Here is a 14036-nt window from a genome sequence, read left to right as displayed (position 1 = left end):
TACTTCCCATGCAGCCCACCCATGCCGAGGTCGCGCGCACGCTGGCCGCCGGTCACCTCCCCGCGGTGGCACACATCGCCTGCCGACCCGGCCCGCTCCCGGTCCGCCACGTGATCGACGCCCAGGGCCGGGTGCTGCTGCTTTCTCCCGCCGGCGGCGCCGTCGCGGCCGGGCTCCGGTCGCAGCCCGGCACCGGCGACACGGCGATGGTGCTCGACATCACCGATGTGCCGCCGGTCGCCGGCTCACCCGCGCTCGGCCGGGTCTGGGTCTCCGGCTGGGTCACCCGCCTCGACGGCGACGAGGCCCGGCGGGCCGCGCTCGACTACGCCGAGATCGACGCCTCCGGCGACCTGCTCGACGTGGGCGAGTCCAAGGTGCTGCACCGGCTGGACGTGGCCGAGGTCCGCTACGAGCGCAACGACAAGCTCGTGGAAATCGACCCCGACGACTTCGCGGCCGCCACCCCCGACCCGCTGCGCCAGATCGAGTTCGACCTGATCGCCGACCTGGCCGAGCACCACCTCGCCGAGATGAGCGCCTACGTGCGCCGCCAGCTCGGCCCGGCCGTCCAGCCCGCGAGCGAGCCGCGGGTCGTCCGGATGGACCGGTACGGCTTCCTGGTCCGCCTCGACGACAAGCTGGCCCGGCTCGCCTTCCCGCGCCCGGTCACCGACCGGCAGGATCTGGCGCACCTGCTGCACCCGGTGCTCTGCCACCGTTGTACGAGCTGAACACCTCGGGCATCGGGTCGTCGAGGAAGCGCTGCACGTTCGGCGCGATCGCGGCCACCAGGACCTCCCGGTCGGCGCTCGCCATCGGCTCGATCCGCAGCACGTAACGGCCGATCATCATGCCGGCGATCTGGGTCGCCACCAGCGACGTCCGCAGCGGCGCCTCCGCGGGGTCGAGGACCAGCGACGCGACCGCCCGGCGGAGGATCTGGGTGACCACGAACTCGCGCAGCAGCCGGGCCGTCCACTCGTTGCTCATCGCCGACCGGAACATCGCGACCGCCGCGCTTCCGGCCGGCGAGTCCCACACGGTCAGCGCCATCCGGACGAGCCGCTCGCCGGCCTGCTCGCGCGGCCCCGACAGCGCCTGCGGGATCAGCTCGCCCGGGTTGATCGGCGCGTTCATGGCGGCCAGGAAGAGCTTTTCCTTGGTGCCGAAGTAGTGGTGCACGAGCGCCGGATCGACCCCGGCGTCGCCCGCGATCGCCCGGATCGAGGACTGGTCGAACCCCTTCTCGGCAAAGGCTCTGCGGGCGGCCTCCAGGATGGACGCTTTGGTGTCCTGATTGCCGGGTCGCCGCCCGCTCCGCTTCACCAACAGACGCTCCTAGGGTGTGCGCCGCCGCAGCGTCGCGGCGGCCAGGACCAGCGCGACCACCGCCGCGCCGGCCACGATGATCAGATCGCGCCACATCGTCGACGTGGGCTCGGCCGACCTGCCGACCTCGATCAGCGCGTCGACCGCGTACGTCAGCGGCAGCACGTCGGCGATCGCCTGCAGCCAGCCGGCCATCTGCTCGCGCGGCACGAACAGCCCGCAGAGCAGGATCTGCGGCACGACCACCACCGGTAGGAACTGTACGGCCTGGAACTCGGTGCGGGCGAAGGCGCTGCACAGCAGGCCGAGCGCCACCCCGAGCACCGCGTTGACCACGGCGATCAGCACGACCAGGGCCGGGCTGCCCATGGTGTCGAGCCCGAGCAGCCAGTAGGTCACGCCGGTCGCCACCGCGCCCTGCACGGCCGCGGCCACCGAGAACGCGATGCCGTAACCGAACAGCAGATCCACCTTGCCGAGCGGTGTGGTGAGCAGCCGTTCGAGGGTGCCGCTGGTGCGTTCCCGCAGCATCGCGATGCTGGTGACCAGGAACATGATCACGAAGGGGAAGATGCCCAGCATGATCAGGGCGATCCGGTCGAAGGTCGCCGCCGAGTCCTCGTACATGAAATAGAGCAGCGCCAGCAGCAGCGCCGGCACCACGACGAGCAGCGCCACCGTCCGCCGGTCGTGCCGCAGCTGCCGCGCCACCCGGCCCGACGTCGAGAACGTGATGGCCACGCTCATGCCGCGACCTCCTGCCTCTGGCGAATCAGTCGGAGGAACGCCTCTTCCAGGTCGTCCGTCCCCGCCGCCGCGCGGACCGCGGCCGGGGTGTCGTCCGCGATGATCTCGCCCTCGCGGATCAACAGCAGCCGGTCGCAGCGCCGCGCCTCGTCCATCACGTGGCTAGAGACCAGCAGCGTCGTGCCCTGGCCGGCGAGCGCGTGGAACTTGCCCCACAGGTCGGCGCGCAGCACCGGATCCTGCCCGACCGTCGGCTCGTCCAGCACCAGCACGTCCGGCGTCCCGATCATCGCGCACGCCAGCGACGCCCGGCTCCGCTGCCCGCCAGACAGGTTGCCGACCAGCTGCCGCGCGGCATCCGACAGCCCGACATCCTTGATCGCCTGGTCGGCCTCGCGCGCGCCCAGCCCGTACAGCGAGGCGAAATACCGCGCGTTCTCCCGCACCGAGAGATCCGCGTACACGCTCGGCGCCTGCGTCACGTATCCCACGCGCCGGCGCAGCTCGGCGCTCCCGGCCGGCATCCCGAGCACCGTCACCGTGCCCGACTTGACGATCTGCACCCCGACGATCGCCCGGATCAGCGTCGTCTTGCCACTGCCGCTCGGCCCGAGCAACCCGGTCACGCTCCCCGCCGGAATCGCGCACGCGATCCCGTGCAGCACGCGCCGCCGTCCCCGCTCCACCACGAGATCTTCGATCTCGATCGCACTCTGAGATTTCATCACCTGATGAGTTCAACGCATGATGAATTTCAAGGCAAGTCAAAATCCTTATCTGTACGGCATCTGACAAGTCCCCCGTCCGCGGGACGGGCCGGGTGGGTGGCCGAGGCCGTCCCCGGCCGCCGGGCTGACCTGCGGACGCACGCTCACAGCGGCGGGCTGGCCTGCGGACCCACCCTCAAAGCAGAAGGCCGCGCCATCGATGACGGCGCGGCCTTTGTCGGCGTGATCGGGGATTACCGGGCGGGGATCACAGGGCGAGGATCCGGTCGAGGAACTCGCGGTAGCCCCGCATCGCCATGCGCATGCTCTCGGTGTCCGGGGTCGCGGTGCCACGCAGCGGGTCGAGCTCGTCCCGCTCGGCCAGCAGCGCCTCGGTGAGCTCGTTGACCGCGTCGGTGAGCAGGTCGTGCGCCCGGGTGAGCGCCCCCACCGGATCGTCCACGAACTCGGCCTTCACCTCGTGCCAGGCCGCCCGGAAGTGCCGGGTCGCGTCGTCGTCCCAGAACGCGATGTGCCCGGCGGCGACGTCGCCCGGCCGCAGCGGCTGCTCGTCGCCCCCCTCGTCCCTCTCGTCCTCCGCGTCCGGCTCCGGCGCGGCGCGGCGACCCCGGCGGGCCGGCGCGGCGTCCTCGAGGCTGGCCGAGCGGCGCGGCGCCGGCGGGCGCGGCGTGCCCTCGTCCTCCCATGGCCGGCGCTCCTCGTCACCGGCGCGCAGCGGCAACGCCGACGTCACCGGAACGGTCTCGATCGGCTCGCCTGGCGGCGTCACCAGCGGCCGAAGGTCATTCTCGACCCGCGCGCCCGGGTTGGCTCGCTCAGCGGGGTTGGTTCGCTCGGCCGGGTTGGTTCGCTCGGCCGGGTTGGTTCGCTCGGCCGGGTTGGTTCGCTCGGCCGGGTTGGTTCGCTCGGCCGGGTTGGTTCGCTCGGCCGGGTTGGTTCGCTCGGCCGGATTGGCTCGCTCGGCCGGGGAGTCGGTGGGCGCCGAGGCGGCGGCGCGAGGCGCCGGCACTCCCGAGACCGGACCGGCGGCCGGGTCGGGCAGCGCCGGCACATAGGACGGCGGCTGCCCATACGCGCCCGGGCCGAACCCCGGCGACGCCGACCCACCGGAGGTCGGCGCCCCCGAGGTCGGCGCGCCGGACGCTGATGTGCCGGAGGTCGGTGCCCCCGTGGTCGGCATGCCGGAGAGCGGGTTGCCCGTGCCCGGGGTGCCGGAGAGCGGGGTGCCCGAGATCGGGGCGCCCGACGTCGGCGTGACGATCGGGTTGGTCGAGGTCGGCACCGACGCCCAGCCGGTCGCCTGGCGGCGCGGCTCGGTGTCGCCCGTCCGGTCCGCGGGACCGTCCTCGGCCGGGACATCGCCGGGTGCGGTGAAACCGGGAACGCCGGCCCGTCCGTTCATGTCATCACGCCCGTTCTCGTCGCTTCGGTCCGGCGGCCCGCCCGCCGCCGGGCCATCCACAGTAGACGGCTCCGGGCCCGGCCTGCTCACCCGCCCGTTCAGGTCGGGGCCGCCGTGCCCGTTGAGGCCGGGCCGCGACTCGCCGCCGACGGTGCGCCCGCCGAGCAGAAAGCGCCCGTTGCGGCCGCCGAGCCCGAACCCGCCGAACGAACCGGTGTCCCGGTCCCACCCGTTGGCTCGCGAGGACTCTACGGCCTGAGCTGCACCTTCGCCGGTCTCCGACGCGCCGGAGTGATCTGGATCGCCCTCCGCACCCTCCCGGTGACCGCCGCCCGGCCCACTGCCGAGCCCATCAAATGCGCCACCGCCGAGGCCGCCCACGCCACTGCCGGGGCCGCCACCGCCGGGGCCGCCACCGCCGGGGCCGCCACCGCCGGGGCCGCCCGTGCCACCGCCGAGGCCGCCCGTGCCACCGCCGAGGCCGCCCGTGCCACCGCCGAGGCCGCCCGCGCTACCGCCGCGGCCGCCTGCGCCGCCGCCGAGGCCGCCCGCGCCACCCGGCCCGCCGGGCACCGGTCCGTTCGACGGCGATCCCTCGGGGCCGCCGGCCGGCCCATGGGCCGCCGACGCTTTGGGCACCGGTCCATTCGGCTGCGTTCCGTCCGGTCCGCCGCCGGGTCCGCCGGCCGGTCCGCGGGCCGCCGACGCGAAGGGCGCTGCCGTCAGCGGCGTACCGGGGAAGGCCGGCACCGGAGTCCCGTGCACCACGCCTCCCGGCGGGATCGGCCCGGCCTCGACCGAGCCGCCGGCCGGGCCGCCGACCGGGCCGTCGAGCGGGCCGTCGAGCGGGAAGACACCGCCGGCGGCCTGGTCCGAGCCGCGCCGCGAACCGAGCGCGACCATCTCCGTTTCACCCGGAAGGGCGACGGGAAGCTCACCCCGTTCCGCCTCGGCGGCCGGGTCCTCGCCGTCCCGATGGACCGGCCAGAAACGCGAGAGGCCGCGCGGTGGCCGGGTGTTGTCGGGGCTGGACGTCGGATCCATCGGTTGTGTGCTCCCGTCGCGAGGCTGAGAAGTTCACGACGTCGACGTGCTCGGGGACGTCGCGCAGCCCGACCCGCGGCCCGTGAGCTGGGTGGACCCTCATCCGGCGGGCGGGCGTCCACGCCCTCGACCGGGCGCGGCGCACGACGACGGTACCGTCCCGGGCCGCCGGGCACATCCCCCGTGCCCGGATCGTGGGCCGCGTCGCGGGGGCTGTCCGGGCGTTGTGAAGCGGGGGTGGAGAATCGGAGCGTGGCAGTCAAGACCGACCTGGATCCGGCGATCGCGGCCCGGCTCAAGCGCACCCCCGACGGCCTCGTCGCGGCGATCGTGCGCGAGCACGGCACCGGCGACGTGCTCATGCTGGCGTGGATGAACGACGAGGCGCTGCATCGCACGCTCACCACCGGCCGGGCCACCTATTGGTCGCGCAGCCGCAAGGAGTATTGGGTGAAGGGCGAGACCTCCGGCCACCACCAGTACGTGAAGGCCGTGGCCCTCGACTGCGACGGCGACGCCCTGCTGGTGACGGTCGAGCAGATCGGCGCCGCCTGTCACACCGGCGCGCACGACTGCTTCTTCACCGAGCTTCCGGTCGCGACTGAGCTTCCGGTGCCGCCCGGGTCGTCCACGCCGTCCGGAGCACCGGCCGCCGGTGCCGGCGCTGTCCCGGGAGAAGGCGAATGACCAGCGGCATGGTCCGGCCCGACGAGGCGACCTTCCTGCGGCAGCGCCGCCGGGTGGTGCCGGTGATCCGCCGCCTGCTCGCCGACGGCGAGACGCCGGTCGGGGTCTACACCAAGCTCGCCGGCGGCCCCGGCACGTTTCTGCTCGAGTCGGCCGAGCAGGGCGCCGGCCCGTCCGGCGCGGCCTGGTCGCGATACTCGTTCATCGGCGTCCGCAGCGCCGCCACCCTGGTCGAGCGCGACGGCGAGGCGGTCTGGCTCGGCGCCCCGCCGGCCGGCGTCCCGCGTGGCGGCGACCCGGTGACCGCCCTGCGTGAGACGGTGGCCGCCCTGGCCGAGGGCCTCGCCGACGACGACCTGCCCCCGCTGACCGGCGGCATGGTGGGCTATCTGAGCTACGACCTGGTCCGCCGCTTCGAGCGCCTGCCCGCCACCGCCACCGACGACCTGCGCCTGCCCGAGGTGGGCATGATGCTCGCGACCGACCTGGTGGTCCTCGACCACTACGACGGCTCGGCCATCCTGGTCGCCAACGCCGTGCTCGCCGACGACGCCGACGAGACCGCCCGCCGCGCCGCCTACCATCACGCGATCGGCCGGCTCGACGCGATGACCACGGCGCTCTCCCGCCCGACCCCGCCGATGATCTCCACTGTGGAGCGGCGGCCCGCCGGCGAGCCGGTGAGCCGCACCGCGCCCGGGGAATATCAAAAGGCGGTCGAGGAGGCGAAGGAGGCCATCCGCGCCGGCGAGTGCTTCCAGATCGTCGTGGCCCAGCGTTTCGAGCGGCCCACCGACGCCGACCCGCTCGACGTCTACCGCGTGCTCCGGGCGACCAATCCCAGCCCGTACATGTATCTGTTGCGCTTCGATGACTTCGACATCGTCGGCTCTTCGCCGGAGGCCCACCTCAAGGTCAGCGCGGACGAGGCCGGCGTCCGCCGGGCGCTGCTCCACCCGATCGCCGGCACCCGCTGGCGCGGCGCCACTCCCGAGCAGGACAACGCGCTCGCCGCCGAGCTGCTGGCTGATCCGAAGGAGCGCTCCGAGCACGTGATGCTGGTCGACCTGGGCCGCAACGACCTGGGCCGGGTCTGCAAGCCCGGCACCGTCGAGGTGCCCGAGTTCGCCCGCATCGAGCGGTACAGCCACGTCATGCACATCGTCTCGACCGTCACCGGCGAGCTGCGTGACGACCGATCCGCCTTCGACGCGCTGGCCGCGACCTTCCCCGCCGGCACGCTCTCCGGCGCGCCCAAGGTCCGGGCCATGGAGATCATCGAGTCGCTCGAACCGACCCGCCGCGGCCTCTACGGCGGCACGGTCGGCTACTTCGGCTTCGCCGGCGACATGGACATGGCGATCGCCATCCGCACCGCCCTGCTCAAGGACGGCACCGCGTACGTGGGCGCGGGCGCCGGCATCGTCGCCGACTCCGACCCGGCCGCCGAGGAGACGGAGACCCGCAACAAGGCCGCCGCCGTCCTGGCCGCCATCGCCTCGGCGGAAACCCTGCGCGCGGCCCGATGACCCGCCGCTCCTATTTCCTGACCCTGGTCGCCTGCCTGGCCGGCGCCGCGCTCTCCCTGTACGCGATCACCCGCACCTGGTCGGTCCACCTGAGCCCGCGCCCCGGCATGACCGACCTGCGCGAGGCCCGGACCGGCACCGACCTCGAGCCCTGGGTGACCGGCCTGGCCCTGGTGGCGCTGGCCGGCACCGGCGCCCTGCTGGCCACCTCCGGCTGGGCCCGGCGCGCGGTCGGCGCGCTGCTGGCCGCGGCCGGCCTCGGTGTGGTGATCGGCGCGATCGCCGGCCGCGCGGGCCTGGACCCGGGCTCGGCCGGCGCCGGCGCCACCGCCTGGCCGATTCTCTGCGCGCTGGGTGGCCTGCTCGTCGTCGCCGGCGGGCTCACCGCCGCCCGCCGCGGCCACCAGTGGCCCCGCATGTCGGCGCGGTACGAGCGCAAGCCGGCTCCGCCCGCACGCGTCGCCGGGACGGCCGTCCAGCCCGCCACTCCGGACGCGACTGCCGACCACCGCGCGGCCTGGGACGCCCTGGACCGGGGCGACGACCCCACCGCCGACTGAGCGAGCCGTCCGAGGCGGGCCACCGCGCGGCCTGGGACGTCCTGGAGGCGCCGGCCGACCGGATCGGGGCGACGACCGCACTGTGCCGGCGCTGCGGGGGCCGTCAGCCTCGTACGATATGCGGGGTTTTTGCGATCTTGCGGGAACGCACGGGACGGGCCGCGACCAGCGCGGCCACCTCGCGGGAGAGGTCGGCGCGGGCCTGGTTGCGGGCGCGGTCGGCCAGCATGGCGTCGAAAGCGTTGTCGCGGGCCGTGCGGACGTTAGCCGGGCCCACCACCGCGCGCTGCACGTTGGTGACCAGATCGGCGGCAACGGAGACGACGGCTCGGGAGACGGCTGCGATGCCGGCCGGCGGGGCCGGAACGGGCCTGCTGTCGGTCACGGTCAACTCCACGTCGATCACTCTCACTGGTAATTCCCGGAAGCAAGTGTGCCCCGGATCCAGCATGGCGGGGCCGTATTTCCCGGACATGACGATGCCGTCAACGCGCCGGAGCATCCACCGATCAGATGAGGTGGCGCAGCGCAGGCCCGTGCGATGCCTGTGACTGAACTGACAGGATGTCGTGACACCATGCATGGCAGGCGGCATTATGCCGCAGCCCACCTCGTGAGGCGCGCCATACCCCGGGGGCTTGCCGGGGACCGCCACCTCCTAGCATCGGGCGGAGGACACCCGGAGAGGGGAGTCATTTCGTGACATCCGATCAGCAGGCGGAAGCGGGCACTGGCGGACCGCAGAACGTGCTGGAGGAGATTCTCGCCGGAGTGCGCGAGGACGTGGCGGCCCGGCAGGAGCGGGTGCCGCTGGAGCAGGTTCGGGAGGCAGCGGCGGCGGCGCCACCGGCGATCGACGCGTACGCGGCGTTGCGCAAGCCCGGCGTGGCGGTGATCGCCGAGGTGAAGCGCTCGTCGCCGTCCCGGGGCGCGCTCGCCGACATCCCCGACCCGGCCGACCTCGCGGGCGAGTACGCGGCGGGTGGCGCCCGCTGCATCAGCGTGCTCACCGAGGGCCGGTGGTTCGGTGGTTCGCTGGACGACCTGGCGGCGGTGCGCGCGTCGGTGCAGATCCCGGTGCTGCGCAAGGACTTCGTGGTCTCGGCCTATCAGGTGCACGAGGCCCGCGCGCACGGCGCCGACCTGGTGCTGCTGATCGTGGCCGCGCTCGAGCAGAACGTTCTGATGGGCCTCCTGGAGCGGATCGAGTCGCTGGGCATGACCGCGCTGGTCGAGGTGCACAACGAGGAAGAGGCCGATCGGGCGCTGGAGGCGAACGCGAAGGTGATCGGGGTGAACGCCCGGGACCTGCGCACGCTCGAGGTGGACCGGTCGGTGTTCGAGCGGATCGCGCCGGGCCTGCCGAACAACGTCGTGAAAATCGCGGAATCGGGGGTGCGCGGGCCGCACGACCTGATTCGGTACGCCTCGGCCGGCGCCGACGCCGTGCTGGTGGGAGAGGGTCTCGTGACGCAGAAGTCCCCCCGGGACGCGGTGGCCGAGCTGGTCAACGCGGGTAATCATCCCGCCACTCCAAGGCCGGTGCGATGACCGTTTTGCCAGACATTTCCGGGCATTTTGGGCGCTACGGCGGCCGCTTCGTTCCGGAGGCGCTCGTCCGCGCGCTGGACGAGCTGGACGCCGCATATCGGACAGCCAAGACTGATCCGATATTTCAGGCGGAATTCGGAAATCTCCTCAAGAATTACGCCGGAGTGCCATCCCTGCTCTACCGCGCGGAGCGGCTGAGTGCGCGGGTCGGCGCCGACATCCTGCTCAAGCGCGAGGATCTGAACCACACCGGCGCCCACAAGGTGCGCAACGTGCTCGGCCAGGCCCTGCTGGCCAAGCGGATGGGCAAGCCCCGGGTGATCGCCGAGACCGGCGCCGGCCAGCACGGCGTGGCCAGCGCGACCGCCGCGGCCCTGCTCGACCTCGAGTGCGTGGTCTACATGGGCGAGATGGACACCGAGCGCCAGGCGCTGAACGTCGCCCGGATGCGCATGCTCGGCGCCACCGTGGTGCCGGTGACCAACGGCTCGCGCACTCTCAAGGACGCCCTCAACGAGGCCCTGCGCGACTGGGTGGCCAGCGTGGACTCCACGCACTACCTGCTCGGCACGGCGGCCGGGCCGCACCCGTTCCCCGAGATCGTCCGCGACTTCGTGGGCGGGATCGGCGTCGAGGCCCGGGCCCAGTCCCTCGAGCAGCTCGGCCGCCTGCCCGACGCGGTGGCGGCCTGCGTGGGCGGCGGCTCCAACGCGATCGGCATCTTTCACGCTTTCGTGCCCGACGAGGACGTGCGGCTGTACGGCTTCGAGGCCGGCGGCGAGGGCGTCGAGACCGGGCGGCACGCCGCGTCGATCACCGGCGGCTCGTCGGGGGTGCTGCACGGCGCCCGCACCTACGTCCTGCAGGACGAGGACGGCCAGACGGTCGAGTCGCACTCGATCTCGGCCGGTCTCGACTACCCCGGCGTCGGGCCCGAGCACGCCTGGCTGCACGACACCGGCCGTGCGGAGTACGAGCCGGTGACCGATGCCGAGGCGATGGAAGCGTTCCAGCTGCTCTGCCGCACCGAGGGGATCATCCCGGCGATCGAGAGCGCGCACGCGCTGGCCGGTGCGATCCGCATCATCCCGGCGTTGTCGGAAGAGATCGGCCGGCGGCCGGTCATCCTCGTCAACCTCTCGGGTCGCGGCGACAAGGACGTGCACACCGCGGGCGCCTACTTCGGCATCCTCGACGAGACCGAGACGCTGGTTCCGGGAGAGCAAGAGTGAGCATTACGGAGATTTTCCGTAAAGAGGATCGGGCTCTTCTGATCGGCTGCATGCCGGCCGGCTTCCCGACGGTCGAGGACAGCATCGCCTCGATGATCGCCATGCACGAGGCCGGCTGCGACGTCATCGAGGTCGAGCTGCCCTATTCCGATCCGGTGATGGACGGCCCGGTGATCCAGAAGGCGAGCGACATCGCCCTGGCGGCCGGCGTCCGCACCCGCGACGCCCTGCGCATCATCGAGGCGGTGACCGCCAAGGGCGTACCGGTCGTCCTGATGACCTACTGGAACCCGATCGAGAAGTACGGCGTCAACGCGTTCGCCCGCGACCTCGCGTCGGCCGGCGCCACCGGGATGATCACGCCCGACCTGATCCCCGACGAGGCGCAGGAGTGGATCGCCGCGTCCGACGAGCACCACATCGACCGCACGTTCCTCGTCTCGCCGTCCTCGACCGACGAGCGGATCGCGATGACGGTGGCGAACTGCCGCGGCTTCGTCTACGCCACCGCGCTGATGGGCGTCACCGGCGCCCGCACCGCGGTCTCGCAGCAGGCGCCCGACCTGGTCGCCCGCGTGCGGCAGGCCGACCGCGACCTGCCGGTCGGGGTGGGCCTCGGCGTCGGCAACGGCAAACAGGCCGCCGAGGTCGCCGCGTTCGCCGACGGGGTGATCGTGGGCAGCGCCCTGATCCGGTGTGTTCTCGACGCTCCGGACCGCGCCACCGGCCTGTCCCGGCTGCGTGCGCTCAGCGCGGAGCTGGCCGAAGGAGTGCGCGAAAAGTAGGCGTGCCCTGGTCGTCCGCCGCGAGCGTCGCGACGGTAGCGTGTGCACCCGTGATACTTGCCGCGATTCCGAGCCCGACGACGTCCGTCTGGCACGTGCTGGGCCTGCCGATCCGGGCGTACGCGCTCTGCATCGTCCTGGGCATCGTCGCCGCCGTCCTGATCATGGAGTATCGGCTGCGTGCCCGCGGTGTGGCCCACTGGGCCTCGCTGGACATGGCGGTGTGGGCGGTGCCGTTCGGCATCGTCGGCGCCCGCATATATCACCTGATCACGTCGCCGCAGGACTACTTCGGCGCCGGCGGGCACCCGATCGACGCGCTCTACATCTGGAAGGGCGGCCTCGGCATCTGGGGCGCGGTGGCCGGCGGCGCGCTCGGCGCGTGGATCGCCGCCCGCCAGCTCGGCCTGCCGCTGAGCGTCTTCGCCGAGTCGCTGGCGCCGGGGCTGCCGGTCGCCCAGGCGATCGGCCGGTTCGGCAACTGGTTCAACAACGAGCTGTACGGCCAGGCCACCACCCTGCCGTGGGGCCTGCGCGTGCACGACATGGACCAGAACAACCCGGGCCACGCGCTGACCATCGACGGCGAGCCGGTGACCAAGGCCGGGCTCTACCAGCCGACGTTCCTGTACGAGGCGCTGTGGGACATCGGCGTGGCGGTGCTGGTCTGGCTGCTCGACCGCAAGTACAAGTTCGGCCGCGGCCGGGCGTTCGCGCTCTACGTGGCGGCGTACACGGCGGGTCGCTTCTGGATCGAGATGCTGCGCATCGACGAGGCCAACCACATTCTCGGCATCCGGCTCAACGTCTTCGTGGCGATCATCGTGTTCCTGGCGGCGGTGGCCTACTTCGTGCTGGTGCGCGGCCCCCGGGCGTACGTGGTGCCGGACGACGCGCCCACCTCGGAGGAGGAGCGGGCCGAGCAGGCCGAGGGCCCGCACCGCGCGCCGAAGAGCTACCAGGTCGTCAGCGAGGCCCGCTTCGAGGCGTACCGGCGGACCGGCGTGCTGCCGCCCGAGACGCCCGAGGACATCGCGCTGGAGCGGGCCGCCGGCGGGCACCCGGTCGAGCCGGACCCGGCCGGGCCCGCGGGCAGCACCGAGGCGGTCCTGGCCACCGGGGCGGCCGCGACCAACGGGCCCGACGGCGCCACCGGCGGCGACGCCGAAGTGGACAAGCGCCCCGCCGACGAGAACTGACCCGCGACCGTGCGCACGGCCGTGGTGGTGGGCGCGGGGATGGCCGGCCTGGCCACCGCCGGCGCCCTGTCCCGGTCCGGCTGGCAGGTCACCCTGCTCGAGCGCGGCGAGCGGGTCGCGGCGCCGCCCACCGCGCTGGTGCTCTGGTCCAACGGGCGCCGCGCGCTGGAGGCGCTCGACCCGGACGGCGGCTGGTCGGCGATCGCCGCCGCGCTGCCCGACGGCGGGGTGCGCCGCCCCGACGGCCAGTGGCTGGTCGAGCCGCGAGCCCGGCTCAGCTCCGGCGCGGGCCCGGCGCCCGCGGTCGTACACCTGGAAGATCTTTATGACGCGCTGGTCGCCGGCCTCGGCGACCGCGTGGAGATCCGCACCGGCTTCGACGTGACCTCGGTGCGCGTCGGCCCCGGCCGGCGCCCGTCCGTCGGCGACGGCCGCACCCAGCTCGAGGCCGACCTGGTGGTGGCGGCCGACGGCATCGACAGCCCGGTCCGGCGCGCGCTGGCGCCCGAGTCGGTCGCGGTCGGCTCCGGCTTCGCGGCCTGGCAGGCGGTCATCCCGGCCTACCGGGCGCCCCGGCTGACCGACGAGCAGAAGGCCGGCGGCGAGACGCTCGGGGCCGGCTACCGCTTCGTCTCGATTCCGCTCGGCGACCGCGCCGCCGGCCGGGGCGGCATCTACTGGGTGGCCACCGCCGCCGGCGCGCCGCGGCCCGAGCCGCCCGCCACCCAGCTCGCCCTGCTGCGCCGCTGGTTCGCCGGCTGGCATCCGCCGGTGCGCGAGCTGCTCGAGGCCACCGACCCCGGCGACCTGGTGCCGCAGGAGGTGCGCGAGCTGCGGCCGCTGCCTCGGGCGTACGGTTTCCGCTCCGGACCCGGCGGCGTGGTCCTGCTCGGCGACGCCGCCCACGCCATGCCGCACCACCTCGGCCAGGGCGCGTGCCTGGCCTTCGAGGACGCCGCCACGCTGCGCCCGCTGGTGGCCGACGTCGCACCCGGCGAGCAGCTGATCGCGGCCATCGAGGCGTACAGCCGGCTGCGCCGCCCCCGCACCACCAGCGTCGTCCGGCAGACCCGCCGCATGTCCGCCGTCGTGCAGGCCCGCGGCCGCCTGGCCCTGCGCGCCCGCGACGCCGCCCTCAACCACATGCGCCCGCGCATCCTCGGCGGCCACGCCCACGGCCCCACCGACTGGACGCCACCGGAGTGCTGAGCCCACCGGAGCCGAGGTTCATCCGGCCCGG

14 protein-coding genes are annotated in these 14036 nt (G+C 73.6%); 9 read left to right on the top strand and 5 right to left on the bottom strand.

The features are described from left to right. The first annotated feature begins 8 nt into the window (after positions 1 to 8). A complete protein-coding gene (locus tag ACFQS1_RS04445; protein ID WP_378964750.1) occupies positions 9 to 734 on the top strand; it encodes a DUF2470 domain-containing protein in 726 nt (241 codons plus the stop codon). On the opposite strand, the gene ACFQS1_RS04440 is transcribed toward ACFQS1_RS04445, so the two are convergent. The 4 genes from ACFQS1_RS04440 to ACFQS1_RS04425 form a co-directional block, all read right to left on the bottom strand. Next, positions 670 to 1332 (bottom strand): TetR/AcrR family transcriptional regulator, encoded by a 663-nt coding sequence (locus ACFQS1_RS04440; RefSeq protein ID WP_378964749.1) that lies wholly within the window; start codon positions 1330 to 1332, stop codon positions 670 to 672. The two genes, ACFQS1_RS04445 and ACFQS1_RS04440, sit on opposite strands and share 65 nt — an antisense overlap. 9 nt (positions 1333 to 1341) lie before the next feature. Further along, positions 1342 to 2079 (bottom strand): ABC transporter permease, encoded by a 738-nt coding sequence (locus tag ACFQS1_RS04435; protein ID WP_378964748.1) that lies wholly within the window; start codon positions 2077 to 2079, stop codon positions 1342 to 1344. After that, on the bottom strand, positions 2076 to 2804 hold the full coding sequence (locus tag ACFQS1_RS04430) for an ABC transporter ATP-binding protein (protein WP_378964747.1): 729 nt from the start codon (positions 2802 to 2804) through the stop codon (positions 2076 to 2078). The genes ACFQS1_RS04435 and ACFQS1_RS04430 overlap by 4 nt, the downstream gene beginning before the upstream one ends. Positions 2805 to 3054: 250 nt before the next feature. Further along, a complete protein-coding gene (locus ACFQS1_RS04425; protein WP_378964746.1) occupies positions 3055 to 5253 on the bottom strand; it encodes a hypothetical protein in 2199 nt (732 codons plus the stop codon). Positions 5254 to 5466: 213 nt separating this feature from the next. Here ACFQS1_RS04425 and hisI point away from each other — a divergent pair, with 213 nt between their 5' ends. Genes hisI through ACFQS1_RS04410 form a run of 3 tightly spaced genes read left to right on the top strand, consistent with a single transcriptional unit; the run spans position 5467 to position 8029 of the window. Further along, positions 5467 to 5940: a phosphoribosyl-AMP cyclohydrolase gene (hisI, locus tag ACFQS1_RS04420; RefSeq protein WP_378965020.1), complete on the top strand. Its 474-nt coding sequence runs from the start codon at positions 5467 to 5469 to the stop codon at positions 5938 to 5940. Next, positions 5937 to 7469 (top strand): anthranilate synthase component I, encoded by a 1533-nt coding sequence (locus tag ACFQS1_RS04415; RefSeq protein ID WP_378964745.1) that lies wholly within the window; start codon positions 5937 to 5939, stop codon positions 7467 to 7469. The genes hisI and ACFQS1_RS04415 overlap by 4 nt, the downstream gene beginning before the upstream one ends. Continuing rightward, on the top strand, positions 7466 to 8029 hold the full coding sequence (locus tag ACFQS1_RS04410) for a Trp biosynthesis-associated membrane protein (RefSeq protein WP_378964744.1): 564 nt from the start codon (positions 7466 to 7468) through the stop codon (positions 8027 to 8029). The genes ACFQS1_RS04415 and ACFQS1_RS04410 overlap by 4 nt, the downstream gene beginning before the upstream one ends. A gap of 103 nt (positions 8030 to 8132) precedes the next feature. Here ACFQS1_RS04410 and ACFQS1_RS04405 read toward each other — a convergent pair whose 3' ends face one another. Next, entirely contained in the window at positions 8133 to 8435 is a 303-nt protein-coding gene (locus tag ACFQS1_RS04405) for a hypothetical protein (protein ID WP_378964743.1), read from the bottom strand. Between the two features lie 341 nt (positions 8436 to 8776). On the opposite strand from ACFQS1_RS04405, the gene trpC reads away from it, so the two are divergent. Genes trpC through ACFQS1_RS04380 form a run of 5 tightly spaced genes read left to right on the top strand, consistent with a single transcriptional unit; the run spans position 8777 to position 14005 of the window. After that, complete coding sequence (gene trpC / locus ACFQS1_RS04400; RefSeq protein ID WP_378965019.1) at positions 8777 to 9580, top strand: indole-3-glycerol phosphate synthase TrpC; 804 nt, start codon at positions 8777 to 8779, stop codon at positions 9578 to 9580. After that, the gene (trpB, locus tag ACFQS1_RS04395; protein WP_378964742.1) at positions 9577 to 10812 is read left to right on the top strand and encodes a tryptophan synthase subunit beta; all 1236 of its coding nucleotides are present in this window, start codon (positions 9577 to 9579) and stop codon (positions 10810 to 10812) included. Before trpC ends, trpB begins: the two co-directional genes overlap by 4 nt. Further along, the gene (trpA, locus tag ACFQS1_RS04390) at positions 10809 to 11597 is read left to right on the top strand and encodes a tryptophan synthase subunit alpha (RefSeq protein WP_378964741.1); all 789 of its coding nucleotides are present in this window, start codon (positions 10809 to 10811) and stop codon (positions 11595 to 11597) included. Before trpB ends, trpA begins: the two co-directional genes overlap by 4 nt. Positions 11598 to 11647: 50 nt before the next feature. Then, on the top strand, positions 11648 to 12796 hold the full coding sequence (gene lgt, locus ACFQS1_RS04385; protein ID WP_378964740.1) for a prolipoprotein diacylglyceryl transferase: 1149 nt from the start codon (positions 11648 to 11650) through the stop codon (positions 12794 to 12796). Between the two features lie 9 nt (positions 12797 to 12805). Continuing rightward, the gene (locus tag ACFQS1_RS04380; RefSeq protein WP_378964739.1) at positions 12806 to 14005 is read left to right on the top strand and encodes an FAD-dependent oxidoreductase; all 1200 of its coding nucleotides are present in this window, start codon (positions 12806 to 12808) and stop codon (positions 14003 to 14005) included. Positions 14006 to 14036: the final 31 nt, after the last annotated feature.

Origin of the sequence: Paractinoplanes rhizophilus, assembly GCF_042664765.1 — a bacterium.
Taxonomy (GTDB): Bacteria; Actinomycetota; Actinomycetes; order Mycobacteriales; family Micromonosporaceae; genus Actinoplanes; species Actinoplanes rhizophilus.
This window is presented reverse-complemented; position numbering and strand designations above follow the sequence as displayed.

Coding starts and splice junctions, on each gene's coding strand:
- ACFQS1_RS04445 (WP_378964750.1), top strand. CDS start 9: ATGCAGCCCACCCATGCCGAGGTCGCGCGCACGCTGGCCGCCGGTCAC.
- ACFQS1_RS04435 (WP_378964748.1), bottom strand. CDS start 2,079: ATGAGCGTGGCCATCACGTTCTCGACGTCGGGCCGGGTGGCGCGGCAG.
- ACFQS1_RS04430 (WP_378964747.1), bottom strand. CDS start 2,804: ATGAAATCTCAGAGTGCGATCGAGATCGAAGATCTCGTGGTGGAGCGG.
- ACFQS1_RS04425 (WP_378964746.1), bottom strand. CDS start 5,253: ATGGATCCGACGTCCAGCCCCGACAACACCCGGCCACCGCGCGGCCTC.
- ACFQS1_RS04415 (WP_378964745.1), top strand. CDS start 5,937: ATGACCAGCGGCATGGTCCGGCCCGACGAGGCGACCTTCCTGCGGCAG.
- ACFQS1_RS04410 (WP_378964744.1), top strand. CDS start 7,466: ATGACCCGCCGCTCCTATTTCCTGACCCTGGTCGCCTGCCTGGCCGGC.
- trpB (WP_378964742.1), top strand. CDS start 9,577: ATGACCGTTTTGCCAGACATTTCCGGGCATTTTGGGCGCTACGGCGGC.